Annotated in this window: 22 protein-coding genes, 1 tRNA gene and 2 pseudogenes; 16 read left to right on the top strand and 9 right to left on the bottom strand. The window is 70.4% G+C overall.

The genetic code is table 11. The features are described 5' to 3' along the window. Positions 1–53 precede the first annotated feature (53 nt). Positions 54–464: a winged helix-turn-helix transcriptional regulator gene (locus tag ACSHXN_RS18205; protein ID WP_355136898.1), complete on the top strand. Its 411-nt coding sequence runs from the start codon at positions 54–56 to the stop codon at positions 462–464. A 33-nt stretch (positions 465–497) separates the two neighbouring features. Here ACSHXN_RS18205 and ACSHXN_RS18200 read toward each other — a convergent pair whose 3' ends face one another. From ACSHXN_RS18200 to ACSHXN_RS18180, 5 genes are all read right to left on the bottom strand, one after another. Further along, the gene (locus ACSHXN_RS18200) at positions 498–1577 is read right to left on the bottom strand and encodes a 2-oxoacid:ferredoxin oxidoreductase subunit beta (protein WP_355136896.1); all 1080 of its coding nucleotides are present in this window, start codon (positions 1575–1577) and stop codon (positions 498–500) included. Continuing rightward, a complete protein-coding gene (locus tag ACSHXN_RS18195) occupies positions 1570–3498 on the bottom strand; it encodes a 2-oxoacid:acceptor oxidoreductase subunit alpha (RefSeq protein WP_356114325.1) in 1929 nt (642 codons plus the stop codon). The genes ACSHXN_RS18200 and ACSHXN_RS18195 overlap by 8 nt, the downstream gene beginning before the upstream one ends. A 265-nt stretch (positions 3499–3763) precedes the next feature. Continuing rightward, positions 3764–4423, bottom strand: coding sequence for a LuxR C-terminal-related transcriptional regulator (locus ACSHXN_RS18190; RefSeq protein ID WP_308119955.1), 660 nt, complete (start codon positions 4421–4423; stop codon positions 3764–3766). 471 nt (positions 4424–4894) lie between these two features. Continuing rightward, on the bottom strand, positions 4895–6247 hold the full coding sequence (locus ACSHXN_RS18185; RefSeq protein WP_355136892.1) for a sensor histidine kinase: 1353 nt from the start codon (positions 6245–6247) through the stop codon (positions 4895–4897). 234 nt (positions 6248–6481) lie between these two features. Continuing rightward, entirely contained in the window at positions 6482–7711 is a 1230-nt protein-coding gene (locus ACSHXN_RS18180; protein WP_355136890.1) for a sensor histidine kinase, read from the bottom strand. Positions 7712–8029: 318 nt separating this feature from the next. Between ACSHXN_RS18180 and ACSHXN_RS18175 the strand changes: the two genes are divergently transcribed. The 13 genes and pseudogenes from ACSHXN_RS18175 to ACSHXN_RS18115 all read left to right on the top strand — a co-directional run bounded on the left by ACSHXN_RS18175 (position 8030) and on the right by ACSHXN_RS18115 (position 20750). After that, positions 8030–8467, top strand: coding sequence for an NADH-quinone oxidoreductase subunit A (locus ACSHXN_RS18175; protein WP_355137033.1), 438 nt, complete (start codon positions 8030–8032; stop codon positions 8465–8467). Then, positions 8458–9132 (top strand): NADH-quinone oxidoreductase subunit B, encoded by a 675-nt coding sequence (locus ACSHXN_RS18170; protein WP_355136888.1) that lies wholly within the window; start codon positions 8458–8460, stop codon positions 9130–9132. Before ACSHXN_RS18175 ends, ACSHXN_RS18170 begins: the two co-directional genes overlap by 10 nt. Next, positions 9129–10850 carry an NADH-quinone oxidoreductase subunit C gene (locus ACSHXN_RS18165; RefSeq protein WP_438303370.1) on the top strand — a complete coding sequence of 574 codons (1722 nt, stop codon included), beginning with the start codon at positions 9129–9131 and terminating at the stop codon, positions 10848–10850. The genes ACSHXN_RS18170 and ACSHXN_RS18165 overlap by 4 nt, the downstream gene beginning before the upstream one ends. Beyond that, on the top strand, positions 10847–11815 hold the full coding sequence (locus ACSHXN_RS18160) for a complex I subunit 1/NuoH family protein (protein ID WP_438303369.1): 969 nt from the start codon (positions 10847–10849) through the stop codon (positions 11813–11815). Before ACSHXN_RS18165 ends, ACSHXN_RS18160 begins: the two co-directional genes overlap by 4 nt. 107 nt (positions 11816–11922) lie before the next feature. Beyond that, complete coding sequence (locus ACSHXN_RS18155; RefSeq protein WP_355137031.1) at positions 11923–12435, top strand: 4Fe-4S binding protein; 513 nt, start codon at positions 11923–11925, stop codon at positions 12433–12435. Then, positions 12432–13061, top strand: coding sequence for an NADH-quinone oxidoreductase subunit J family protein (locus ACSHXN_RS18150; protein ID WP_438303368.1), 630 nt, complete (start codon positions 12432–12434; stop codon positions 13059–13061). Before ACSHXN_RS18155 ends, ACSHXN_RS18150 begins: the two co-directional genes overlap by 4 nt. Further along, positions 13061–13426, top strand: coding sequence for an NADH-quinone oxidoreductase subunit NuoK (nuoK, locus tag ACSHXN_RS18145; RefSeq protein ID WP_355136880.1), 366 nt, complete (start codon positions 13061–13063; stop codon positions 13424–13426). The genes ACSHXN_RS18150 and nuoK overlap by 1 nt, the downstream gene beginning before the upstream one ends. Next, entirely contained in the window at positions 13423–15414 is a 1992-nt protein-coding gene (locus ACSHXN_RS18140; RefSeq protein WP_356114330.1) for an NADH-quinone oxidoreductase subunit 5 family protein, read from the top strand. Before nuoK ends, ACSHXN_RS18140 begins: the two co-directional genes overlap by 4 nt. Before the next feature lie 6 nt (positions 15415–15420). Further along, positions 15421–16995 (top strand): NADH-quinone oxidoreductase subunit M, encoded by a 1575-nt coding sequence (locus ACSHXN_RS18135; protein WP_355136876.1) that lies wholly within the window; start codon positions 15421–15423, stop codon positions 16993–16995. After that, a complete protein-coding gene (locus tag ACSHXN_RS18130) occupies positions 16992–18491 on the top strand; it encodes an NADH-quinone oxidoreductase subunit N (protein WP_438303366.1) in 1500 nt (499 codons plus the stop codon). The genes ACSHXN_RS18135 and ACSHXN_RS18130 overlap by 4 nt, the downstream gene beginning before the upstream one ends. A gap of 229 nt (positions 18492–18720) precedes the next feature. After that, positions 18721–19584 (top strand): zinc metalloprotease HtpX, encoded by an 864-nt coding sequence (htpX, locus tag ACSHXN_RS18125; RefSeq protein WP_355136872.1) that lies wholly within the window; start codon positions 18721–18723, stop codon positions 19582–19584. Next, positions 19581–19973 (top strand): YccF domain-containing protein, encoded by a 393-nt coding sequence (locus ACSHXN_RS18120; protein ID WP_355136870.1) that lies wholly within the window; start codon positions 19581–19583, stop codon positions 19971–19973. Before htpX ends, ACSHXN_RS18120 begins: the two co-directional genes overlap by 4 nt. 212 nt (positions 19974–20185) lie before the next feature. Then, positions 20186–20750: pseudogene (locus ACSHXN_RS18115) on the top strand (SMI1/KNR4 family protein). 298 nt (positions 20751–21048) lie between these two features. Here the strand turns inward: ACSHXN_RS18115 and ACSHXN_RS18110 are convergent. After that, a pseudogene (locus ACSHXN_RS18110) lies at positions 21049–21576 on the bottom strand (amino acid permease); the annotation flags it as partial. 83 nt (positions 21577–21659) lie between these two features. Here ACSHXN_RS18110 and ACSHXN_RS18105 point away from each other — a divergent pair. Continuing rightward, entirely contained in the window at positions 21660–21926 is a 267-nt protein-coding gene (locus tag ACSHXN_RS18105; RefSeq protein ID WP_059133360.1) for a GlsB/YeaQ/YmgE family stress response membrane protein, read from the top strand. 82 nt (positions 21927–22008) lie between these two features. Here the strand turns inward: ACSHXN_RS18105 and ACSHXN_RS18100 are convergent, their stop codons facing one another. Further along, positions 22009–22497, bottom strand: coding sequence for a YajQ family cyclic di-GMP-binding protein (locus ACSHXN_RS18100; RefSeq protein WP_059133361.1), 489 nt, complete (start codon positions 22495–22497; stop codon positions 22009–22011). A gap of 221 nt (positions 22498–22718) precedes the next feature. Between ACSHXN_RS18100 and ACSHXN_RS18095 the strand changes: the two genes are divergently transcribed. Further along, positions 22719–22800: transfer RNA gene (locus ACSHXN_RS18095), tRNA-Tyr, on the top strand. Between the two features lie 163 nt (positions 22801–22963). Here the strand turns inward: ACSHXN_RS18095 and ACSHXN_RS18090 are convergent. Further along, positions 22964–24331 carry a tyrosine-type recombinase/integrase gene (locus ACSHXN_RS18090; protein ID WP_438303365.1) on the bottom strand — a complete coding sequence of 456 codons (1368 nt, stop codon included), beginning with the start codon at positions 24329–24331 and terminating at the stop codon, positions 22964–22966. Positions 24332–24400: 69 nt separating this feature from the next. Beyond that, positions 24401–24589 carry a helix-turn-helix transcriptional regulator gene (locus ACSHXN_RS18085; RefSeq protein WP_438303364.1) on the bottom strand — a complete coding sequence of 63 codons (189 nt, stop codon included), beginning with the start codon at positions 24587–24589 and terminating at the stop codon, positions 24401–24403. Positions 24590–24696 lie beyond the last annotated feature (107 nt).

Raw genomic sequence — 24696 nt, 5'->3', positions numbered from 1 at the left:
CTAGGAGGGGTACTAACCATTGGAAAGTACCCACCTTCAAGTAAGGTACTGGCATGGCAGTAAGTAGTGAGGTCGCCGGCGCAGGCGACACCGATGCAGCGCGGTGCCCCTATCGACTTGTGCTCGAACATGTCACCAGCCGCTGGGGCGTCCTGGTGCTGATCGAGCTCCTCGACCGGCCGCACCGCTTCAGCGAGCTGCGGCGGGCGATCGGGAAGGTGGCCCGCGTCAGCGAGAAGATGCTCACGCAGACGCTCCAGATCCTGGAACGCGACGGCCTGGTCCACCGCGACGCCAAGCCGGTGATCCCGCCGAGGGTCGACTACTCCCTCACCGACCTGGGACGTGAGGCCGCCGAGCAGGTGCGGGCCCTGTCGCTGTGGACGCAGGAACGCATGTCCGACGTCGAGGAGGCCCGCCGGGCGTACGACGAGGCCCGGGCACTGAAAGCCCGGGCCTCGTGAGTTGCCTGATGTCCCGCCTGATCCCGTGACGTCCTAGCCGACCACGGTCCAGGTGTCGCTGCCGTGGAGGAGGGTGGTGAGGTCGCCCTTGCCGTTGTGCTCGATGGCGGTGTCGAGCTGGTCGGCCATCTGCGTGTCGTAGACGGGGCGGTGGATGGAGCGCAGGACACCGATGGGGGTGTGGTGGAGGGTGTTGGGGTCGGCGAGGCGGGAGAGGGCGAAAGCGGTGGTGGGGGTGGTGGCGTGGGCGTCGTGGATGAGGATGTCGGCTTCGTTGTCGGGGGTGACGGTGACGGTTTTGAGGTCGCCGGTGTGGGGGTCGCGCACGACGCCGTGGCTGTGGTCGGGCCCGAAGCGGATGGGCCGGCCGTGTTCGAGGCGGATGACGGCTTCGTCGGCGGTCTGCTTGTCCTTGAGGGTGTCGAAGGCGCCGTCGTTGAAGATGTTGCAGTTCTGGTAGATCTCGACGAGGGCGGTGCCGGGGTGGGCGGCGGCTTGGCGCAGCACGTCGGTGAGGTGTCTGCGGTCGGAGTCGATGGTGCGGGCGACGAAGGTGGCTTCGGCTCCGAGGGCGAGTGAGATGGGGTTGAAGGGGGCGTCGAGGGAGCCCATGGGGGTGGATTTGGTGATTTTGCCGGTCTCGGAGGTGGGGGAGTACTGGCCCTTGGTGAGGCCGTAGATGCGGTTGTTGAAGAGCAGGATTTTGAGGTTGACGTTGCGGCGCAGGGCGTGGATGAGGTGGTTGCCGCCGATGGACAGGGCGTCGCCGTCGCCGGTGACGACCCAGACGGACAGGTCGCGGCGGGAGGTGGCCAGGCCGGTGGCGATGGCGGGTGCGCGCCCGTGGATGGAGTGCATGCCGTAGGTGTTCATGTAGTACGGGAATCGGGAGGAGCATCCGATGCCGGAGATGAACACGATGTTCTCTTTGGCCAGGCCGAGTTCGGGCATGAAGCCCTGGACGGCGGCCAGGACGGCGTAGTCGCCGCAGCCGGGGCACCACCGTACTTCCTGGTCGGACTTGAAGTCCTTCATGGTCTGCCGGGCCACGGCCTTGGGGACGAGGGAGAGCGCCTCGATCGTGCCGGTGCCTTCCGTGGACGTCTCAGCCATCGATGGCCTCCTTGAGAGCCGTGGCGAGTTGTTCGGCTTTGAAGGGCATGCCGTTGACCTGGGTGTAGGAGCGGGCGTCGACGAGGTAGGTGGCCCGGATGAGGGTGGCGAGCTGGCCGAGGTTCATCTCGGGGACGACGACGGTGTCGTAGTGGTGCAGGACGTCACCGAGGTTGGCGGGGAAGGGGTTGAGGTGGCGCAGGTGGGCCTGGGCGATGGACTGGCCGCCGGTGCGCAGCCGGCGGACGGCGGCGGTGATGGGGCCGTAGGTGGAGCCCCAGCCCAGGACCAGGGTGCGGGCGTGGTGGGGGTCGTCGACGTCGAGGTCGGGCACGGTGATGCCGTCGATCTTGGCTTGGCGGGTGCGCACCATGAAGTCGTGGTTGGCGGGGTCGTAGGAGATGTTGCCGGTGCCGTCCTGCTTCTCGATCCCGCCGATGCGGTGTTCCAGGCCGGGGGTTCCGGGGATCGCCCAGGGGCGGGCCAGGGTCTGCGGGTCGCGCCGGTAGGGCCAGAACACCTCGGTGCCATCGGCCAGGGTGTGGTTGGGGCCCTGCGCGAACTGCACCCGCAGGTCCGGCAGTTCCTCCAGGTCGGGGATGCGCCAGGGCTCGGAGCCGTTGGCCAGGTAGCCGTCGGACAGCAGGAAGACGGGGGTGCGGTAGGCCAGCGCGATCCGGGCCGCCTCCAGCGCCGCGTCGAAGCAGTCCCCCGGGGTGCACGGGGCGATCACCGCGACGGGGGCCTCGCCGTTGCGGCCGTACATCGCCTGCAGCAGGTCGGCCTGCTCGGTCTTGGTCGGCAGCCCCGTCGAGGGGCCACCGCGCTGGATGTCCACCACCAGCAGCGGCAACTCCAGGGAGACGGCCAGACCGATCGTCTCGCTCTTGAGCGCCACCCCCGGACCTGACGTCGTGGTCACCGCCAGCGACCCGCCGAACGCCGCGCCCAGCGCGGCCCCGATCCCGGCGATCTCGTCCTCCGCCTGGAAGGTACGCACCCCGAAATTCTTGTGCCGGGACAACTCGTGCAGGATGTCCGAGGCGGGTGTGATCGGATACGAGCCCAGGAACAGCGGCAGGTCCGCCTGCCGGGACGCCGCGATCAGCCCGTAGGCCAGCGCCAGGTTCCCCGAGATGTTGCGGTAGGTGCCCACCGGGAACGCCGCCGTGGCCGGGGCGACCTCGTAGGAGACCGCGAAGTCCTCCGTGGTCTCACCGAAGTTCCAGCCCGCCCGGAACGCGGCGATGTTGGCCGCCGCGATGTCCGGCTTCTTCGCGAACTTCGCCCGCAGGAAGCTCTCCGTGCCCTCGGTGGGCCGGTGATACATCCACGACAGCAGACCCAACGCGAACATGTTCTTGCTGCGCTCGGCCTCCTTGCGGCTGAGGTCGAACTCCTTGAGCGCCTCCACGGTCAGCGTGGTCAGCGGCACCGGATGGACCTGGTAGCCCTCCAGTGAACCGTCCTGCAGGGGGCTGGTGTCGTAGCCGACCTTCAGCATCGCCCGCTTGGTGAACTCGTCCGTGTTGACGATGATCTCCGCGCCCCGCGGCAGATCGCCCACGTTCGCCTTCAACGCGGCCGGGTTCATCGCCACCAGCACGTTCGGTGCGTCGCCCGGCGTGAGGATGTCATGGTCGGCGAAGTGCAGCTGGAACGAGGAGACACCCGGCAACGTGCCTGCCGGAGCACGGATCTCGGCGGGAAAGTTCGGCAGCGTCGACAGGTCGTTCCCGAACGACGCCGTCTCCGACGTGAAACGGTCACCCGTCAACTGCATCCCGTCACCGGAATCCCCCGCGAAACGGATGATCACCCGGTCGAGCCTCTGCACATCCTTCGCGCCCGCCGGTTTGCGCTGTTCCCCTACGACGGCTCCGTCTGCCTGCTCCGCTGGACTGCTGACCTGGCTGGTCACTGAACTGGACCTCCCTCGAGGCGGCTGACCGGGAGGGGCCGGCCCACCGGCCTTCCCAGGATCAACCCTACGTCGGTAAGGGTCGCCTTCCCTCGGTCTCTCGCATGATGGACATCATGGCGAGACGATCCGACGCCCTGACTTGTCATGATTTTCCAGCCCCCCGGCGATGCTTTTGAAGACGCTCCTTGTTCATCCTTTGGTACTGGTGCTTCCGGAGTACCCGGCACTGCCGGTTCCGGCTTCGTGACACAGTGTCAGTCGATCAGGAGTTGAGGTAGGTGAGGACGGCCAGAACACGCCGGTGATCCCCGTCACTCTGTGACAGACCGAGCTTCAGGAAGATGTTGCTGACGTGCTTCTCGACGGCTCCGTCGCTCACGACGAGCTGCCGGGCGATCGCGGAGTTCGTCCTGCCCTCGGCCATCAGTCCTAGGACCTCACGCTCCCGCGGTGTGAGCGCGGCCAGCACGTCCTGCTTGCGGCTGCGTCCGAGCAGTTGTGCGACCACCTCCGGGTCCAGCGCCGTACCCCCCTGGGCCACCCGCACCACGGCGTCCACGAACTCGCGCACCTCCGCGACCCGGTCCTTGAGCAGATAACCGACCCCGCGACTGGAACCGGCCAGCAGCTCGGTGGCGTACCGCTCCTCGACGTACTGGGACAGCACCAGCACGCCGAGCCCCGTGTGCGCCTTGCGGAGCTGGACCGCCGCCCTGACCCCCTCGTCCGTATGGGTCGGCGGCATCCGCACATCGGCGACCACGACATCGGGCAGCTCGCCGCGGTCCGCCAGCTCGGTGATGGTCTTGATCAGCGCCTCGCCGTCACCGACACCGGCGACGACCTCATGCCCGCGATCGGTCAGCAGCCGCGTCAGGCCCTCTCTGAGCAGCACTGAATCCTCGGCGATGACCACCCGCACCCTGTCCTCCACGATCCTCGGCCCCCGTGCCCTTCGTCTCCAGCCGTGTGTACCGGCGGTGTCCTGGGCGGCCCGCGTCGTGAGGCCGCCCCTCGGCACCTCAGTATTGCGCCGTCCACGCATTCTCACCGGGGCCTGTGGACAACTGAACCGGCCGTGTTCCGCCCGGCGGGCCTGGGGAGTCTGCACCGGGGGAGGAACGGGGAGGGACCGGGTCCCATGGGGGCGGGGTTCCGCCCGGGCCGGCGGGCAAGGCGCCGGCGGGGTGCGCGGGACGGTCGTGCCGACGTCCTGCGCGGTCGGGACGGGGCGCGGCTGGGTCGGTTCCGTGCGGCAGGGGCGCCGGGCGTCCCGTACATCACGGGCGGCGGCCGTCCGAAGGCCCGATGAGCCGTCCGGGTGACGAGCCGCGCCGCGCCGCCCCCGCCGCACGGACGGGGGCGGCGCGTCAGGGGCGACGCCCGGCCGCCGTCAGGCCGACCGCCACGGCAGTTCGGCGGTGATCCGGGTCGGCCCCCCGGCCGGGGAATCCACCACCAGCACCCCGTCCACGGCATCGAGGCGGCCGGCCAGCCCGGCCAGCCCCGACCCCGCGGAGGTGTCCGCACCCCCGATCCCGTCGTCGGCGACCTGCAACAGCAGCCGGTCCTCCACCCGCCACACGTCCACCGTCGCCCGTGTCGCCCGGGAGTGCTTGCTGACGTTCTGCAGCAGCTCCGACACGGTGAAGTAGGCGATGCCCTCGATCGCCGGCGCCGGCCGTGACGCGAGGTCCACGTCCACCTGAACCGGTACGGTGCACCGCGAGGCCACCGCCGACAGCGCCGCGTCCAGCCCCCGGTCCGTGAGCACCGCCGGATGGATGCCGCGGGCGAGGTCCCGCAGCTCCTGCAGCGCCGTCTTCACCTCTCCGTGCGCCTCGTCCACCATCCGCGCCGCCGCCTGCGGATCCTCGGTCAGCTTCTCCTTCGCCAGTCCCAGGTCCATGGCCAGCGCCACCAGGCGGGCCTGGGCCCCGTCGTGCAGATCCCGCTCGATGCGCCGCAGGTCCGCCGCCGCCGTGTCGACCACGACCCCGCGGTCCGACTCCAGCTCCACCATCCGCGCCGCCAGCCGCGAGGGCCCGAGCAGCCCGTGCACCAGCACCCGGTCCACGGTCGTCAGCCCCCGCACGATCCACGGCGTGGCCAGCGTGATCAGCAGCCCCAGCAGCGCGGTCACCGTGATCTCGAACGGGTTGTCCACATAGACGTGGTGCGTCTCGTCGCCGTAGAGCTGTATGCCGTTCTGCCCGAGGTACAGCGGGAACACCCAGAACCACAGCGGATACGTCAGCAGGGACCATCCGCAGACCCAGAAGGTGACCCCGACAGTGAACGAGAACACCGCCCACGGGAACTGGAGCACCGTGTAGAGCATGTGCCGCCACGACGTCCCGCTCCTGAGCATCGCCCCGACCCAGGCCATCGCGCCGCGTCGCTTCAGCCGCAGCGGCTCGGGGTCGGCCACCTCGAGCCCCAGCAGCCCTCGCGCCCGGGCCCGCTCCAGCGCACCGAACCCACGGGCTCCCGCGAGCGCCGCCGCGAGCACCGGGATCCCGAGGAACGTCACCAGCAGCCCCGCTCCGAGCGAGAACATCGTGACGCTGTAGGTGAACATCATGATGCCGATCGGCAGGCTCAGCAGCAGGTAGCAGAACTCGCCCCAGCTGCGTCCCTCGATCGGCGCCCGCAGCGCCAGGGGAAGCCGGTACTTCCGCCCCTCTGCAGCGCCCGATCCGGGGCCGTCCCATTCTCCGTACCCCTGCCCGTACTGCGTGGCCATCGGCGTCGTCCGTTCTCCTCGTCATCCACCCCTGCGCGGCGGGCCCGCTCGGCCCGCCGCAGGTTCGTACCTCCACCCTGGTGTCCCGGTGCCCGCCCGGCCATGGAGCGCGTCGGCGTCTTGGACCGGGGGTTTTCCCCACCCCGCACATCCGGTCCTCCCAGGACCCCGATACGCCGGGGCGGCCGTACGCTCCCGCGCACGACCGCCCCGCCGTCCCCGTGCACCGGCCTCTCAGCCGCGCCGCCCCTCGTGCTCCCGGCCCCGCCACGGCAGCTCCGCCGTGACGGTCGTCGGGCCGCCCACCGGGGAGTCGACGACGAACAGGCCGTCGACCGCGCCGAGCCGCTCCGCGAGCCCCGCCATACCGCTGCCGGCGTCGAGGCTTGCGCCGCCCCGGCCGTCGTCGTGCACCTGGATGAGCAGCCGTTCGTCGGTCCGCCAGACGTCGACCGAGGCGGCCTTCGCCCCGCTGTGCTTGCTGATGTTCTGCAGCAGCTCCGAGACCGTGAAGTAGGCGATGCCCTCGATCGCCGCGGCCGGTCTCGCCTCCAGATCGACGGTCACCTTCACGGGCACGGTGCAGCGCGTGGCGACCGCCGACAGCGCCGCGTCCAGACCGCGGTCGGTGAGCACCGCAGGATGGATGCCGCGCGCGAGGTCCCGCAGCTCCTGCAGCGCGAGCTTCACCTCGCCGTGCGCCTCCGCGACCATCGCCGCCGCGGAGTCCGGGTCCTCCAGCAGCTTCTCCTTGGCCAGGCCGAGCCCCATCGCCAGGTTCACGAGGCGGGCCTGTGCCCCGTCGTGGAGATCGCGCTCGATGCGCCGCAGATCCGCCGCCGCGGTGTCGACGACCACCCCGCGGTCGGACTCCAGTTCCGCGATCCGCCGCTCCAGTTCGTCCGAGGGGGACAGCAGTGCGCGCACCATGGCGCGGTCCACGTTCGTCAGCCCGCGGGTGATGAACGGCAGCACCGGCCACAGGACGAACAGCGACACCAACGTCACCGTGAAGGTCGCGATCCCCCAGGGCAGCCGGATGAATTCGTACAGGACCGTCCGCCAGCCCACCGGGTCCTTCAACGCCAGCCACATCCGCTGGAGCGTCCCGCCGCCCCTGCGCAACGGCAGGGGGCTCGGCTCCTCCACCCGCACCCCGAGCAGCGCCCTGGCCCGCGCCCGCTCCAGCTTGCCCAGCTGCCGTGCGCCCAGCAGTCCGAGGGCCAGGAGCGGCAGGCCGATCACGGTGGCCGTCATCCCCACACCTGTGGACAGCACCGTCACCACGTAGGTGAAGCCCACCAGTGACACCGGCAGATTGGCCAGCAGATGCGCGATCTCCCGCCAGGTGTGCCCGCCCAGGGCCATGCGCGCAGGTGGCGGCCGCTCCCCGTCCGAATCGGTGGAAAGGGGCGGCGGGCGCCTGCCGTGCGGGGCGCCGGAGCTCGTGATGCGTTCGGTCATGTCTTCCGGCCTCGTTCGGTCATGTCCGCCAGCCTGCCAACCCGGCCCCCGGGAACGCCATGAGGCGGACCGCCGAGGCCTAGTGGGGCAAACCCCACCCCCACGGCTTCCGCGGCGGAGAGAGCGGAGCCCTGCCCGGGGCACGGGATCCAAGCCGCGAGCGGAGCACCGCGCTTCTCGGGGTGCGACGGGCTGCTTACCCTTTCTTTAGCAGGGCCTAGACTCCCGTGCGTACAGATCGTCGAACACACGGTTCATCAGAGTCACGGGGCCAGGGAGTGAGGGGCTGACGTGCCGGATCCGACCGCCGTCGCTGTCATGGCGGAGACCGGGAACGTGGGGAGCGGAAGCACGGCGAGTGCCGTGCACACCGGGAACGTCGTCGCGGCGGACTACTTCCAGTCCTACTCCGTCGTCGGGCTGCTCGCCGTCGTCGGCGTGCTGTTCGTCGCCGTCGCCTTCGGCGCGGGCCGCCTGCTGCGGCCCGTCGTGCCCACACCCGAGAAACTCCTGACGTACGAGTGCGGCGTCGACCCCGTCGGCGAGGGCTGGGCGCACACCCAGGTCCGCTACTACGTCTACGCGTTCCTGTACGTGATCTTCGCGGTCGACTCGATCTTCCTGTTCCCCTGGGCGACGGTCTTCGCCGCCCCCGGCTACGGCGCGACGACGCTCGTGGAGATGTTCATCTTCCTCGGCTTCCTGGCCGTGGGACTGCTCTACGCATACAAGAAGGGCGTCCTCACATGGACGTGAACCCCTCGACCCCGTCGGCCGCGGAGCCGGTGCTGCTGCCGGAGCCCGAGGTCCTTTCAGCCGAAGGCAGGGGCAGGCTCGGCGTGCTCTCCCGGCTCGCTCCGGAGCCGATGAAGGTGATCCTGAACTGGGGTCGCCGCTACTCGCTGTGGGTCTTCAACTTCGGTCTCGCCTGCTGCGCGATCGAGTTCATCGCCGCCTCGATGGCCCGTCACGACTTCATCCGCCTGGGAGTGATCCCGTTCGCGCCCGGCCCCCGCCAGGCGGACCTGATGGTGGTGTCCGGCACGGTCACGGACAAGATGGCCCCGGCCGTCAAACGACTGTACGAGCAGATGCCCGAGCCGAAGTACGTCATCTCCTTCGGCGCCTGCTCGAACTGCGGCGGCCCCTACTGGGACTCGTACTCCGTCACCAAGGGCGTCGACCAGATCATCCCGGTGGACGTCTACGTCCCCGGCTGCCCGCCGCGGCCCGAGGCGCTGCTCCAGGGCATCCTCAAACTCCAGGAGAAGATCGCGCGCGAGTCGCTGGGGGAGCGGTACGGCTCGACGCGGCCGTCCGCCGCGGCCCTGCAGAGCGGCCTGGTCGAGCCACCGGCCGCGGCGACGTCCGCGGGCGGGCCGGCCGCGGACGAGGGGGCCGGCCCGGGGGTGGCACGATGACCGGGGGCGGCTGGCTGCCCGCGCCCGTGGAGGACCTCTTCGGCGCGGAGGCCACGGTCGAGGAGTCGTACGAGGTCCTGACGGTCGACGTACCCGCCGCAGACTGGATCTCGGCGCTGCGGGTGGCCCGCGACGACCTGGGCTGCACGTTCTTCGACTGGCTGAGCGCGGTCGACGACCCCGGCACGGGCATGCGCGTCTCGGCCCACGTCGTGGCCCTGACACCGGTCCGCCGTCTGCTCGTCCGCACGACGGTCCCGCACGACGCCCCGGTCCTCCCCTCCGCCGTCGACGTCTATGCGGGCGCCGCCTGGCACGAACGCGAGACCCACGAGATGTTCGGCGTCGCCTTCGAAGGCCACCCGGGGCTGGACCACCTCCTCCTGCCCGAGGGTTTCGAGGGGCACCCGCTGCGCAAGGACTTCGTCCTGGCGGCCCGGGTCGCCAAGGCCTGGCCCGGCGCGAAGGAACCGGGCGAGTCCGACCACGGCGGCCCCAGGCGCCGCCAGATGCTGCCCCCCGGGGTGCCCGACCCGAACGAGTGGGGACCGCTCAAGGGACAGCTTCCCCCGGCCCCCGCCCGTACGGCCCGTGCCGCCGGACGTACGACCGGCGACCGCCCCGCCCGCCGCACTCGCACGGCAGCGGAGGGCTCCGCGACCCAGGCCCCCGCCGCGAGCGAGCCCACGCAGCCCGCGCCCCAGCCCCGTCGGGCGCGGAGTGCGTCGGAGGGTTCGGCTTCGCAGCGTGAGGCTGAGGCGGGTGCCGGTTCCCCGAGTCCTGCGGCTGGTCCGCGTCGGGCGCGGAGCGCGTCGGAGGGCTCGGCTTCACAGCGTGCGCAGGCGGCCGGGACGGAGGGTGCCGCTGCCGGACCGGCGGCCGGTGCCCGGCGTAATCGCAGTGCATCCGGAGGATCGGCCTCGCAGCGTGCGGGCGCCTCCGAAGCCCCGGACACAGGCGCGACCCCCGAACCGTCCACCGCGGCGCGCAGCTCGGACGCCCCCTGGCACCACGCCCGTCCGGCGTTCGACGAGCCTTCGCAGCCCACCTCCGCGCCGGAACGGCCCGCCGGGGAGGACAGCGCGGACGCCACGGATACGGCGGACGCCACGGATACGGCGGACGCCACGGATACGGCGGATGCGGCGGACAGGGCCGACACCACGGACACGGCGGACCTGGGGGAGGCGGCCGAGGGCACGGCCTCGGCAGGGACCGCGGCCGAGGCCGGAGCGGGGGCCGAGCCGGAGACTGACGCCGAGCCGAAGGCGGAGGGCGCGGCCTGGCAGAAGGCCGAGGACGTGGCTGCGGCCGGGCGGGAAGCCGAGGCCCGGACCGGGCAGCAGGCCGAGGCCCGGACCGCATCGGACGGCACGCGCGCGCCGCAAGGCGAGGCCGCGCCGAAACAGGAGTCCGCACCCGAAGCCAAGGCAGGGCCGAGGGGCGACGCCGAAGCCGAGGCCAAGGCAGGGCCTGGGGACGATGCCGTCCCCGAGGCCCATGATGCGACCAGGCCGAAGGCCGAGGTCGACGCGAAGGCCGAAGGTGCGACCGAGCCGAAAACCGAGGCCACGCCCGAAGCGGGGGCCGGGACCGAGGCGGCCGGTGGCGAAACCCGTCGCCCGGACGATCCGCCCTCCGAATCGCCGTCCCCGTCCCCGTCACCGAACTCCGACGAACCCCCCACTCCCGACGACCCCACCGGAGGCACGCGGTGAACGGCGCTCTCGACGTCGGCCTGCGACTCCTGGTCGTGTTCGTCGTCTTTCTCACCTTCCCCCTGATCGTCGGCCAGACCGAGCACAAGGTCATGGCCCATATGCAGGGCCGACTCGGCCCGATGTACGCGGGCGGTTTCCACGGGTGGGCGCAACTCGTCGCCGACGGAGTGAAGTTCGCGCAGAAGGAGGACGTCGTCCCGGCGGGCGCGGACCGACGCGTCTTCCAACTGGCCCCCGCCGTCGCCCTCCTGCCGTACCTCCTCGTCCTCCTCGCCATCCCGATCGGCCCGGGCGAGGGCGCGGTCGGGCAGGTGGTCGACGCGGGCATCTTCTTCGTCCTCGCCGTCATGGGTGTGGGCGTCCTCGGCTCGCTCATGGCCGGCTGGGCCTCCGCCAACAAGTTCTCCCTCCTGGGCGGTCTGCGCACCGCCGCGCAGCTCCTGGCCTACGAACTCCCGATGCTGCTCGCCGCCGCCTCGGTGGCGATGGCGGCGGGCACCGTCTCCCTCCCCGGCATCGTCGACGCCTTCCATTGGTGGTGGCTGCCCTGGCAGATCGTCGGCGCGATCGTCTTCTTCGTCGCCGGTCTCGCGGAACTGCAGCGCCCGCCCTTCGACATGCCCGTCGCCGACTCGGAGATCATCTTCGGCGCGTACACCGAGTACACGGGGCTCCGATTTGCCCTGTTCCTGCTCGCGGAGTACGCCGGAATCATCGTCCTGTGCGGCCTGACCACCGTTCTCTTCCTGGGCGGCTGGCACGGCCCCTGGGGCGCGGACGGCCTCGGCTGGGTCTGGACCCTGCTGAAGACCGCGGTCCTCGCGTTCGTGGTCATCTGGCTGCGCGTCACCTACCCCCGCCTGCGGGAGGACCAGCTCCAGAAGCTCTCCTGGACCCTCCTCGTCCCCCTCTCCCTCGCTCAGATCGCCCTCACCGGCATCGTCAAGGTGGTGATCTCCTAGTGTCCCGCCCGTCGCCCGACCACTCCGCGACGACGCCCTCCGAGCGGCCCCGCCGGTCCGTCCCGGGCTCCGGTCTCGCCAAGGGCCTGGCCGTCACCCTGCGCACGATGACGAAGAAGTCCGTCACCGAGCAGTACCCGGACACGCAGCCCGCCCTTCCGCCGCGCAGCCGCGGCGTCATCGGCCTGTTCGAGGAGAACTGCACGGTCTGCATGCTGTGCGCCCGCGAGTGCCCGGACTGGTGCATCTACATCGACTCCCACAAGGAGACGGTCCCGGCGGCGGCCCCGGGTGGCCGGGAGCGCAGCCGCAACGTGCTCGACCGCTTCGCCATCGACTTCTCCCTCTGCATGTACTGCGGTATCTGCATCGAGGTGTGCCCCTTCGACGCCCTCTTCTGGTCCCCGGAGTTCGAGTACGCCGAGACCGACATCCGTGACCTCACCCACGAGCGCGACAAGCTCCGCGAGTGGATGTGGACCGTGCCGGCCCCGCCCGCCCTCGACCCCGGTGCCGAGGAGCCCAAGGAGATCGCCGCCGCTCGCAAGACCGCCGAGAAGCTGGCCGCCGCGCAGGCCGAGCCGACCGAGCCCACCGACCCCCAGGAGGGACCGTCGTGAGCCCCGCCGCCGCACTGGCGACCACGGCCGCCGCACCGCACGGCTTCCTCTCCCCGACCGGCGCCGAGATCGCCTTCCTCCTCGTCGGGCTGGTGACCTTCGGCGCCGCACTCGTCACCGTCACCACCAGGCAGCTGGTGCACGCCGCCCTGTGGCTCGTGGTGACCCTCGGCGGCCTCGCCGTCGAGTACCTGCTGCTCACCGCCGAGTTCATCGCGTGGATGCAGGTCCTCATCTACGTCGGTTCCGTGGTCGTCCTCCTTCTGTTCGGGCTGATGCTCACCAAGGCACCCATCGGCCGCTCACCGGACGCCGACTCCGGCAACCGCTGGGCCGCGCTCGCCGTCGCCGTCGCGGCCGCGGCCGCCCTCGTCTGGGTGGTCGTCGACGCGTTCCGCACGACCTGGATCGACCTCGGCGGCGCACCCTCGGGTTCCACCAAGGTGACGGGCGCCAGCCTGTTCCAGAACTGGGTACTCCCCTTCGAGGCCCTCTCCGTTCTCCTCCTCGCCGCCCTGGTCGGCGCGATCGTCCTCTCCCGCAAGGCGAAGGCGGACGCGGCGGCCTCCACCACGGGCGCCCCGGCCGTCCCGGGCAGCCGGAGCGAGAAGGAGGACGTCCGCTGATGCACCTCGTCTATCCCGCCGTCCTCTCCGTCCTCCTCTTCTCGACGGGCCTGTACGGCGTGCTCGCCCGCCGCAACGCGATCCTCGTCCTGATGTCGGTCGAGCTGATGCTCAACGCCGTCAATCTCAACCTCGTCGCCTTCGACGTCTGGCTGAACAGGACCGCCCGCGAGACGCTGCACTCCGGCCAGGCGCTGACCCTGTTCACCATCGCCATCGCCGCCGCCGAGATCGGCATCGGCCTGGCGATCGTCCTCGCCGTCCACCGCAACCGCGGCACCTCGGACATCGACAGACTCCGCGACACCGCCGAGGGCCACGAAAGCGACGCCCCCGAGGCTGAGAAGGCTGAGGCCACCGCGTGACCACGACCACCCTCGCCGTCCTCGTCCCTCTCCTTCCCTTCCTCGGTGCCGCAGCCGGGCTGCTGCTCGGCCGCACCGCCCCCGGCTTCGTCCGCCCGGTCGCCGTCCTGCCGACCCTCGCGGCGTTCGTACTGGCCGTGCTGGTCGCGGCACGTCAGGGCGGCGGCCGGGCCGTCGACTCCGCCACCGAACTCACGCCCACCGGCTCCGTCCCGATCGAGCTCGCGCTGCACATCGACGGATTCGCCGCACTCGTCGCCGTCCTGGTGGGCCTCGTCGCCTCGTGCGTGCAGATCTACTCGACGGGCTATCTGCGCGACGACCCGCGCTACCCCTCGTACGCCGCTCTCGTCTCCCTGTTCACCTCCGCGATGCTCCTGGTCGTCTACTCGGGCGACCTGATCGTGCTGCTGGTGGGCTGGGAAGTCATGGGCATCTGCTCCTACTTCCTGGTCGGTCACTACTGGGAGACCCCGGAGGCACGTGCTGCCTCCATCAAGGCCTTCCTGGTCACCAAGCTCGGCGACGTCCCCTTCCTCATCGGTCTGTTCGCGCTCGGGACCGACGCCGGCTCCTTCCGCATCACGAAGATCCTGGACACCGTCGCCGGCGGCGGCCTGCACCACCCGACCCTGATCGCGCTGCTGCTCCTGGCCGGTGTGGCGGGCAAGTCGGCGCAGTTCCCGCTGCACACCTGGCTCCCCGACGCGATGGCCGGCCCGACACCCGTCTCCGCGCTGATCCACGCCGCGACCATGGTCGCGGCGGGTATCTACTTCATCGCCCGCCTCCTTCCGGTGTTCCAGGCATCCTCGGCCGCGATGGTCGTCCTCGCCGTCATGGCCGCGGTGACGATGGCCGGCTCGGGGTTCGCCGCGCTCGCCCAGGACGACATCAAGCGCGTGCTCGCCTACTCGACGATCGGCCAGCTCGGCTACATGACCGGTGCCCTCGCCGTCGGCGAGCGCGGGGCCGCCGTCTTCCACCTCCTGTCCCACGGCGCCTTCAAGGCGCTGCTCTTCCTCGCGGCCGGCGTGATCATCCACGCCGCCGGCACCAACTCGCTGGCCGCCATGTCCCGCATGAAGGACCTGCGCGCCCGCGTCCCCGACGCCTACTGGACGATGACCGTGGCACTGCTCGCTCTCGCCGCGATCCCGCCTTTCGCCGGCTTCTTCTCCAAGGAGTCCGTGCTCGGTGCCGCCGAGCACGTCGCCACGGGGCACACCGAGCACGCCCCCGGTGCCGCGGGTTGGATCGTCCTTCTGGTCGGCCTGTTCACGGCGCTGCTCACCGCCTCGTACGCGACCCGCTTGTGGCTGCTCGCCTTCCGGGGCCACGGTGCCGAGGCGCCGGACCACGGCAGGCAGCCTTTCGTCATGAACGCCGTGCTGTGGGTGCTCGCCGTTCCGTCGCTGGCCTTCGGACTGACCTACGGCGTACTCCCCGACTGGTTCGACAGCCGTGACCTGACGCCGACGCTGATCACCTCCGTCCTCGGCACGGGCCTCGCCCTGGTCGGCGGACTCGTGACCTACGGAGCCTGGCGCCACACCACCGCGCTCGCCGGCCGCGTTCCCCTGGGAGCGGTCGCGGCCCACCCCGAGGCGGACGCGGGTCTGGTCGAGGCCGAGGCCATCGCGAGCCACGAGCCCGCGTACGGAGCGGTCGCCTACGCACACGACCCCGCGGACCCGGGCCGTCTCCTGCTCGGCCCGCTGCACCGCCATGCCGCCGTCGGTTTCCACCTGGACGCCGTGTACGACGCGCTCTTCGTCCGTCCGGTCAGGGCGGGGGCCAGCCTCGTCCGGTTCCTCGACCGTGAGGTCGTCGAGACCTACGTACGCGGCGCCGGCGCCCTACCCCGCCTGCTGGGGGCCGCGGTACGGCGCGCCCAGACCGGCAATGTGCAGACCTATGTGAGCGCGCTGCTCGCCGGCACCGTCGTCCTGGCGGTGGCCGCCCTCCTCGTCGCCACGGGAGCGTGAGCAGGCGTGATCGATATCAGCGAGTCCGTGATGCAGTTCCTTCTGGCATTCATCGTCGGCGTGCCGCTCATCGGCGCGCTCGCCGCCCTTCTGCCGGCCCCGCCGGGGCTGAAGGGGAAGTCGCCCGAGCAGGCCGTGCTGCGGCACGGCGTGACCGTCACCGGTGTCGTGCTCATCGCGGCGATCGTCCTGGCGCTCGGCTTCGACCACGACCAGCCGTCGAAGATGCAGGCCACCACCGACATCAGCTGGATCCCCGCACTCGATGTGCGGATCCACCTCGGCATCGACGGCATCTCCCTCCCCCTTCTGGTCCTGACCGCGCTGCTGACCTTCCTCTGCGCGCTCTACTCGTACTTCAAGATGCCTGCGGGTCCGTCCCCGAAGGCCTTCGTCGCCTTGGTGCTCGTCCTCGAGTCCGGCACCCTCGCGACCTTCGCCGTCCTCGATCTGCTGCTGTTCTTCCTCGCGTTCGAGATGGTGCTCATCCCGATGTACTTCCTCATCGCCCGCTGGGGCGGCGAGGGGCGGACCCGGGCGGCCTGGAGGTTCATCCTCTTCACGCTGCTCGGCTCCGTCGTCATGCTGCTCGGCCTGCTCCTGATCGGGCTCAAGGCGGGCACGTTCGACATGGTGGCACTCGCCACTGACAACGGCCGGTCACTCACCGTATCCGTGCAGGTCATCGCCGTTCTGGCGATCGGGATCGGGCTCGCGGTCAAGACGCCTATGTGGCCGCTGCACAGCTGGCTGCCGGACGCCCACACCTCCGCGCCGACCGTCGGTTCGGTGCTGCTGGCCGGTGTCCTGCTGAAGATGGGTACGTATGGGTTCGTCCGAATCCTCCTGCCGATCGCGCCCGACGGATTCCACACCTTCGCGCCGTACCTCGCCGCGTTCGCCGTCGTCGGGATCGTGTACGGGTCCCTGGCCTGCCTGGCCCTGGCCAAGCGCGGAGCGAAGGGCGACCTCAAGCGGCTCATCGCCTACTCCTCCGTCGGCCACATGGGCTTCGTACTGCTCGGGATCGCGTCGACGACCCCGACCGGCGTGAACGGCGCGCTCTTCGCCAACATCGCCCACGGCCTCATCACCGGTCTGCTGTTCTTCCTGGTCGGCGCGCTGAAGGACCGCACCGGCACCACCGACCTCGACACCCTCGCCGAGAAGTCCGGCGCCGCCCTCTACGGCAAGGCGCCCCGCCTCGGCGGTCTGCTCGCCTTCGGCGCGGTCGCGTCGCTGGGCCTGCCGGGGCTGGCCGGCTTCTGGGGCGAGATGCTCGCGATGTTCGGCGCGTTCAAGCCCGCCGCGGACCTCAGCCGCCCGGCGTTCCTGACATTCATGTCGATCGCCGCGTTCGGCACCCTGCTGACCGCCGCGTACATGCTCATCGTGGTGCGGAGGGTGTGCATGGGCGCCACCCCGCAGGACGCCCCGCAGCTCGCCGACGTACACACGTACGAACTCGCGGCCTGGACGCCGCTCGTCGCCCTCACCGTCGCCGCCGGCCTGTGGCCCAGGGCCCTCCTCGGACTGACCGACCCGGCCGTGCAGCAACTCCTCGCAGGAGGCACCCGATGAGCTCCCTCGTCCAGTCCGTCGACTGGCTGGCCGTCGCGCCGCCCACCATCGCGGCCGTCGTCGGGCTCGTCGTCCTTGTCGCGGACCTCTTCCTCGATGCACGGAGGAAGGCCCTCCTCGGCTGGGTCTCCGTGGCGGGCCTCGCGGTCGCGGCGCTCATGCTGCTGCCGCTCCTTGACGGCGACCGGGCCACCTTCTGCATGTCCGGCGACCCGCACCTGTGCAGTTACACGGCGGACCGTTTCACCCTCGTCATCCAGTTCCTCGTGCTCGGCGGCGCCCTTCTCGCGGCCCTTCTGTCCGTCACCGCCCTCGAGGACGCCGAGAGGCGGATCCCCGAGGGGGAGTTCTGGTTCCTGCTGCTGTCCTCCGCGGCCGGCGCCGCCCTGCTGCCCGCCTCCCGCGACCTGGCGACGCTCGTCGTCGCCCTCGAGGTCGCCTCCCTGCCCGCCTTCGCCCTCGTCGGCCTGCGATACGGCGACAAGAGGTCCTCCGAGGCGGCCCTGAAGTTCTTCCTGTCGTCCGTCACAGCCACCGCGGTCAGCCTCATGGGCATCAGCTTCGTCTACGCGTCCACGGGCTCGCTCTACCTCACGCAGATCGCCGACCGGATCCAGCACGTGGACGGCCAGCTGCACGTTCTCGCCCAGACGGGTGTGGTCCTCACCCTCGTGGGCTTCGCCTTCAAGACCGCCGCCGTCCCGTTCCACTTCTGGGTCCCCGACACCTACGTCGGCGCGCCCCTGCCGGTCGCGGCCTATCTGTCGGTGGTGGGGAAGGCGGTCGGCTTCTCCGGCCTCATCCTCGTCACCGTCGTCGCCCTGCCGTCCTACTCCGCCGTCTGGGGCCCGGCACTCGCCGCGCTGGCCTGCCTCACCATGACCGTCGGCAACGTCGGCGCGCTGCGGCAGCAGGCCACGCGCGCGTACAGCGCCGTACGCCTGCTGGCCTGGTCCTCCGTCGGCCAGGCCGGCTACCTCCTGGTGCCGATCGCGGCGGCCGGCTACTCCAAGGACGCCCAGAAGGCGATCGGCTCCACGGTGGCGTACGCCCTGATGTACGCGGCGGTGAACCTCGGCGCCTTCGCGGTGGCCGCGCTCGTGGGCCGTACGAGGACTCTGAACCGCATCACCGACTACCGCGGCCTGTACGCCTCCAACCCGCTCGCCGCCCTCTTCCTGGCGTTCTTCCTGCTCTGTCTGGCCGGCCTCCCGCCCGGCATCATCGGCCTCTTCGCCAAGGTCACCGTCTTCTCCGCGGCCGTCGACGCGGGCCTGGGGTGGCTCGCCGTGGTGATGGCCGTCAACGTGGTGATCGCGCTCTTCTACTACCTGCAGTGGACGGCCCTGCTCTTCCGCGCTCCCGACGGTGAGCCCGAGAAGCACCGGGTGCCCGCCCCGCTCACGGCCGCCATCGCCCTGACCGCCGTGCTGGGCGTCGCCCTGTCCGGAGCGCCCCAGCTCGTGCTGCGCTTCTCGGCCGCCGGACTTTTCTGACGGATGCGGCCACCGGCCTTTTGTGACGGATGCCCTGTACGCGACGCCCTGCACACGCGCGTGCAGGGCGTCGCCGTTCACCCGGACGGCTCACACGCTCCGATGCACGCACAAGGGAACTTGAGCTCCCCGCCTGGCGTTGACCAGTGCGGGAGGGTCCACTGAGAAGTGGAGTCAACAGCATTCGCAGACAAAGGGTTCCCCTGCCGCACCACTTGGAGGGCGTACCGTGCACCGCCGGCACAACGGGCTCAGGACCGCAGTACTCCTCGGGGGACTGTCCGCACTCATCATCGTCATCGGCAGCCTCTTCGGGCGTACGGGCCTGATCGTCGCGGTCCTCGTAGCGATCGGCACGAACGCGTACGCGTACTGGAACAGCGACAAACTGGCTCTACGCGCGATGCGCGCGCGCCCGGTGAGCGAGTTCGAGGCCCCCGCTCTGTACCGCATGGTCCGTGAGCTCTCGACCGAGGCCCGTCAGCCCATGCCCCGCCTGTACATCTCGCCGACAGAGGCGCCGAACGCCTTCGCGACCGGCCGCAATCCGCGCAACGCCGCCGTGTGCTGCACCGATGGCATCCTCCGCCTCCTGGACGAGCGTGAACTGCGGGGTGTCATCGGGCATGAGCTGAGCCACGTCTACAACCGCGACATCCTGATCTCCTCCGTGGCCGGTGCGCTCGCCTCGGTGATCATGTTCCTGGTGAACTTCGCGTGGCTGATCCCGGTCGGCCGCTCGGACGACGACGAGGGCCCCGGCATCTTCGGGCTGCTGTTGATCATGCTTCTGGGCCCGCTCGCGGCCACCCTCATCCAGCTCGCCATCAGCCGCTCCAGGGAGTACGAGGCCGACGCCTCCGGCGCCCAGCTCACCGGCGATCCGCTGGCACTCGCGAGCGCCCTGCGCAAGCTGGAAGTGGGCACGCAGCAGTTGCCCCTGCCGCCCGAGCCGCGCCTCGAGACGGCGAGCCACATGATGATCGCGAACCCCTTCCGCGCCGGCCAGGGACTCGCAAAGATGTTCTCCACGCACCCGCCGATGGCGGAGCGCATCGCCCGGCTCGAACAGATGGCAGGTCGTCACCGGTGAAGACAATCCTGAACGTCATTTGGCTGGTCCTGAGCGGCTTCTGGCTGTTTCTCGGGTACCTGCTCGCCGGCGTGCTGCTGTGCCTCACGATCATCGGCATCCCGTTCGGCATCGCGGCCTTCCGCATCGGCGTGTACGCGTTGTGGCCCTTCGGCTATACGACGGTCGAGCGCCGTGACGCGGGTGCGCCCTCCTGTATCGGCAACGTCCTGTGGCTGATCCTGGCCGGCTGGTGGCTGGCCCTCGCCCACATCGTGACCGGCATCGCCCTGTGCGTCACGATCATCGGCATCCCGTTCGGTATCGCCAACTTCAAACTCATCCCGGTCTCGCTGCTCCCTCTGGGGCGCGAAATCGTGTCCACGGACGAGCCGTTCGCCACGCGCTGACGAGCCGCCCGCTCCCGCACGTGGCACGTACGACGTCCTCGCCAGCACGGCGAAGGGTGGGCTGCCGACAGCCTCGTCCGCGCCCCTGCCGCAGCCTTCCCCGGAACCGCCGGACCACTTCACCGAACGACGTATCGATGTCCGTCCCGTGTGAAGCGGGCGGGTTGTCCACAGGCCGCCCGATTGTCGGTGGCTGCCTGCATCATGAAGCCATGACCGAGTACGAGCAGTTGCTGGGCAGGGTGGCGCAACAGGCCCGCGCCATCCGGCCGTGGGGCTGGGCTTCGCTTCCCGAGCCCGTGGAGGAGGCCGCGCACCCGCGCCGAGGCGGCCCTGGGCTTCTCCCTGCCCCCGCTGCTCGCGACGCTGTATCTGCGGATAGGAGACGGTGGATTCGGCCCGTCGTACGGTCTGTTGCCCCTGCTCGACGGCCCGCCGTCCGGCGAGCCCGCTGCCGTCCCGCAGTACCTCGCGAACCGCGCGAGCGGCCGCAAGGACCCCGACCGGCCGTGGCCCGAGGGCGTCCTGCCGATATCCCACTGGGGCTGCGGCATGTATGCGTGTGTGGACTGCCGTACCCCGCAGGGCACCGTCCTGCTCTACGAGCCGAACGCCGACAACGACGGACACGCCTGGTACGTGGACGCCCCCGGCCTGGTGGACTGGCTGCACACCTGGCTCGACGGGACCGGCTGGTACGAGGAGTCCAACGACGGCATGGACCTGCCGCCGTGGCCGGACTTCCCGATACGCACGGGCACGGCGCGCGCCTCGTGACAGGCACATCCCTCGGGTGCCGTAGGCCGCCGCACCCAGGCCCAGTACGGCTGCCTCGACACCTACCGACGCGCATGGCAGCGCGAACGCCGACACGACACCACCCGAGCAGCCCGCCCGCCGGTACGACGCGCGATGCCGGCATCGCATGCAGCGTCCAGGCAGCGGAATGGGCGACGGCGCAGTACGCCGGCACCCCGAAGGAGGCGAAATGGATCAGGCCGCACACGCCCACGGTCGAGGCTAGGACGGCCACCCCGACGCCCACGGCCGGCTCGGCCCGGTGCGGCACCAGACGGCGGTCGCGGGCCATGGCCGGCGTGGTCCGCGAGGCGTCCAGGATCAGTACCGACAGCGAGCCCAGTGCCGCCGAAACGGCTCCCACACGCACCACCGGGGCCAGACCGGGCACCTCCGCCCGCACCGCGCCGGCCGGCGGAGCAGCCGCGCGCCTCAACCCATCGGCACCCATCACGGAAAGGAGGGAGACGGCCACTGCCGCGCACACGGCCAGCGTGACCCCGAGCGCGAGCGGGATCGCCTGCGGGATGGTGCGCGCCGGATCCCGGACCTCTTCGCCGAGGGCGGCGATCCGCGGACACCCAGGGAAGGCGAACAAGAGCAGCACGGCTGCCTGCAGTACCCCGCCGGCACCACCGGAGGCGCCGATGTCCAGGTGCGCGGTGTCGGCCGCCCCGGATCCGAGACACACCACGACGACGGAAGCGAGGACCGTCGGCCACCCGCTGCAACCGGCCACTGCGGCGGAGGCGTCCTCTCCGACGACGGCCCGCACACGGAAAGCAGGGGCGAGTGCGACCGTCATGACGGGCAGGGTCCAGGAATGAACACGGCCTGGCCGGAGCAGGAGCACAGCACAGGCACAGCGCGGAGAGGCAGGTTCACGGCATGGGCATCGTCGGCTGGATCGTTCTGGGGCTGTTGGCGGGCGCCATCGCCAAGTTCCTGCTGCCGGGCAAGGACCCCGGCGGTTTCATCGGTACGACCCTCATCGGCATCGCGGGTGCCTTCATCGGCGGCTGGATCTCGTCGCGCTGGCTGCACCACCCGATCAGCAAGCACTTCTACGACGGCCCCACCTGGGCGGCCGCGATCGGCGGGTCGCTGGTGCTGCTGATCATCTACCGCGTCCTGTTCGGTGACTCACGGCGCTGAGCACCCCCGAGCCGCAGCCAGCGGTACAGAAGGGTGGGCACCCCGGCCGGGGTGCCCACCCTTCCTCGTACTGCCGGGTCGTCTACCGGTAGTTGACGAACTGCAGCGCGAAGTCGAAGTCCTGGCCCTTCAGCAGAGCGATCACGGCCTGCAGGTCGTCGCGGCTCTTGGAGCTGACACGCAGCTCGTCGCCCTGGACCTGAGCCTTGACGCCCTTCGGACCCTCATCACGGATGATCTTCGCCACCTTCTTCGCGTTCTCCTGGGAGATGCCCTCCTCGATCGACGCGAAGATCTTGTACTCCTTGCCGGAGAGCTGGGGCTCACCGGCGTCCAGCGACTTCAGGGAGACCCCTCGCTTGACCAGCTTCGACTGGAAGACGTCGAGGATGGCGTTCACCCGGTCCTCGGAGTTGGCCTGCATCAGGATCTTGTCGCCGGACCAGGCGATCGAGGCGCCGACGTTCTTGAAGTCGTAGCGCTGCGAGATCTCCTTGGCGGCCTGGTTGAGGGCGTTGTCGACCTCCTGCTGCTCGACCTTCGAGACGATGTCGAAACTGGAGTCGGCCATGTCCTGTGGCTCCTTGTATCGGGATGGATCGGTGCGTATCGGCGTGCGGGAGCGCGGCCGCCCGGCCCGGCGTCGATCCCGGGCCGCATCCGGCTAAGCCTAGCCACCTCGCCCCTCAGGACGCCGATCTATCCGGTGGCGAAGCACCCCCCCGCATCAGGTATCGTTTACGTCGTTGCCAAGGGGCACCGCAGAAAAGCGGGCCTACGGCAGCAAACCCCGGCGGTGTGCCCGAGCGGCCAAAGGGAGCAGACTGTAAATCTGCCGGCTTCGCCTTCCCAGGTTCGAATCCTGGCGCCGCCACATAGTCGAAAGGGTCTGTGACCAGCAGCAATGCTGATCACAGACCCTTTCGTCGTTCTCGGGCGCGGCCTGGTCGCTATAGGCGCTTTTTCCCAGTGTGTCTCACCCTGATTCGGGTGCTGACCAGCCCGTGTGGGGCAGGCGTGGGGCAGCTTTCGGCCCCTTAGCTGCCGTTTTTCAGCGCCCGCTCGATTCGGGCGTTCGCCGTGGCGGCGCCGCCGTCCAGGCACTTCGCGTACACCCGGAACAGCACGGCCACGCTGTGGCCGGCGCGTGCGGCCACCTCCTGCGGTTCCACCCCGGAGCTGAGCCACGTGGACACGGCGGCATGGCGAAGATCATATGGACGCTTCGCCAGCAGCGACGCGTACTGAGCGGGCGGGAGAGCACGCGCACGGGCTTCCGCCCACACCTCGCCGTATCCGGTGTCCTGGATGAGCCCGCCCCGCTGCGTCCGGAACAGCCGCCCGTCGGGGGCGACGCCATACGCCATGACGTGCCACCGCAGCAGGTTCACGAGATCGGGAGGGATCGGCACGGTGCGGACCGCCTTCCGGGGCCGATGCTTGAGCCCTCGCCGGTCGTGAGCCTCACCGCTGTCCGTCCAGGCCGACCCCGAGCGCGGACGGGTCTCCCGCAGCCGCAAAGTGCCCCATCCCCGGCGGGGCAGGTCGCAATCCTGGAGACGGAGCCCGATGACTTCCGCCGGTCGCGCCGCTGCGTAGTACATGCAGCCGAAGAACGCGACCAAGCGCCGCCCGCGAGGGCTCTGCGTACGCACGGCATCGAGCAGGGCGAGAGCCTGCCGGGGCTCTGGCACTGAAGCGGGGTCCAGTTCCTCAGCGACCTGCTCCGGAGCCTTCCACTGCACCTGTGGCAGGGGGTTGTCCGTCAGGCGTCCGGCGTCAACGGCGTAGCCGAGTGCGTTGTGGAAGATCGCCCGCTTCCGGCGGATGGTCGATGCCGCCGCCGTGGTGCCGTCCAGCTTCCTTGTCAGGGCGTCCAGGGCGGCGCGTACCTGCATACGGTCAGCCAGCGCGGACGTGGGCAAGGACTTCCGCTCGAACCACGCCAGCACGGCGGCCACCTCGTTGGGCGGGTCCTGGTCGCGGCGGCTCACGTTGAATGCCCAGCTATAGAGAGCCGTCCGAACCATCGTGGCGTCGGCCATGCCTTTGGTGTCCTTGACGAGAGCCGGCGTCACGGTGGCCATGGCTTCCGCGAGCGTCCGGCGAGTCGAGCCGGGGGAGTGCTGCCACTTCATCTCGATGTACTCGCGGGCGTGCTGGTACCAACTCACATCGTTGCGCTGCCGCAGCTCGGAGAGCGGTACCCCGGTGGACTCGTCGAACGGCTCACCGGCGTGTGCCGCCCGCAGCAACTCAGCACGTCGGCCCTCGGCCAGCGTCTTGGTGCGGAACGTCTGAGAGTGCGGAGTCTCACCCGTCTTCCAGCGCAGTTCCGCGGAGGTCTGCCCACGGTCCTTCCGCTGCCGGACGGACCAGATTCGAACGTCGTACGTCTTCCCCATCGGGGGCCTTCCTACGAACGGGGCCCGGTATGAGCCGGGCCCCGTGGGTGGGTTGGTCAGTCGGTGCGATCAGTAGGCGGGGGTGTCCAAGTTGTTGAGCCAGTCGTCCAGGTCGTTGCGGCGGACCCGCAGGTGACCGTTGGGCAGCTTCACGAGTCGGGGCGCCTGCCCGCGGGCGCGCATGCGGTAGAAGGCGGCGCGGCTCATGCCGATTTCGGTGAGGACTTCGGGGAGCTTGAGCATCTGGGGGCGGGCCATCGTTGCTACTCCTCGCTTGGGCTGGCCTTGGGCCGGGGTGTGTGTCCGAGGTTCGGATTTCTGCGTCACCGCGTCATCTGCGTCACCCGGTGCTTCTGACCTGCTGT

It is taken from the genome of Streptomyces sp. HUAS TT11 (genome assembly GCF_051553595.1).
Classification (GTDB): domain Bacteria; phylum Actinomycetota; class Actinomycetes; order Streptomycetales; family Streptomycetaceae; genus Streptomyces.
The sequence above is the reverse complement of the archived record's forward strand: the minus strand, read 5'-3'. Positions and strand labels throughout refer to the sequence as shown.

Excerpts from the sequence above, each read along its gene's own strand:
- ACSHXN_RS18205 (WP_355136898.1), top strand. The coding sequence starts at position 54 with ATGGCAGTAAGTAGTGAGGTCGCCGGCGCAGGCGACACCGATGCAGCG.
- ACSHXN_RS18200 (WP_355136896.1), bottom strand. The coding sequence starts at position 1,577 with ATGGCTGAGACGTCCACGGAAGGCACCGGCACGATCGAGGCGCTCTCC.
- ACSHXN_RS18185 (WP_355136892.1), bottom strand. The coding sequence starts at position 6,247 with ATGGCCACGCAGTACGGGCAGGGGTACGGAGAATGGGACGGCCCCGGA.
- ACSHXN_RS18180 (WP_355136890.1), bottom strand. The coding sequence starts at position 7,711 with ATGACCGAACGCATCACGAGCTCCGGCGCCCCGCACGGCAGGCGCCCG.
- ACSHXN_RS18175 (WP_355137033.1), top strand. The coding sequence starts at position 8,030 with ATGGCGGAGACCGGGAACGTGGGGAGCGGAAGCACGGCGAGTGCCGTG.
- ACSHXN_RS18170 (WP_355136888.1), top strand. The coding sequence starts at position 8,458 with ATGGACGTGAACCCCTCGACCCCGTCGGCCGCGGAGCCGGTGCTGCTG.
- ACSHXN_RS18165 (WP_438303370.1), top strand. The coding sequence starts at position 9,129 with ATGACCGGGGGCGGCTGGCTGCCCGCGCCCGTGGAGGACCTCTTCGGC.
- ACSHXN_RS18155 (WP_355137031.1), top strand. The coding sequence starts at position 11,923 with ATGACGAAGAAGTCCGTCACCGAGCAGTACCCGGACACGCAGCCCGCC.
- nuoK (WP_355136880.1), top strand. The coding sequence starts at position 13,061 with ATGCACCTCGTCTATCCCGCCGTCCTCTCCGTCCTCCTCTTCTCGACG.
- ACSHXN_RS18130 (WP_438303366.1), top strand. The coding sequence starts at position 16,992 with ATGAGCTCCCTCGTCCAGTCCGTCGACTGGCTGGCCGTCGCGCCGCCC.
- ACSHXN_RS18105 (WP_059133360.1), top strand. The coding sequence starts at position 21,660 with ATGGGCATCGTCGGCTGGATCGTTCTGGGGCTGTTGGCGGGCGCCATC.
- ACSHXN_RS18100 (WP_059133361.1), bottom strand. The coding sequence starts at position 22,497 with ATGGCCGACTCCAGTTTCGACATCGTCTCGAAGGTCGAGCAGCAGGAG.
- ACSHXN_RS18090 (WP_438303365.1), bottom strand. The coding sequence starts at position 24,331 with ATGGGGAAGACGTACGACGTTCGAATCTGGTCCGTCCGGCAGCGGAAG.
- ACSHXN_RS18085 (WP_438303364.1), bottom strand. The coding sequence starts at position 24,589 with ATGGCCCGCCCCCAGATGCTCAAGCTCCCCGAAGTCCTCACCGAAATC.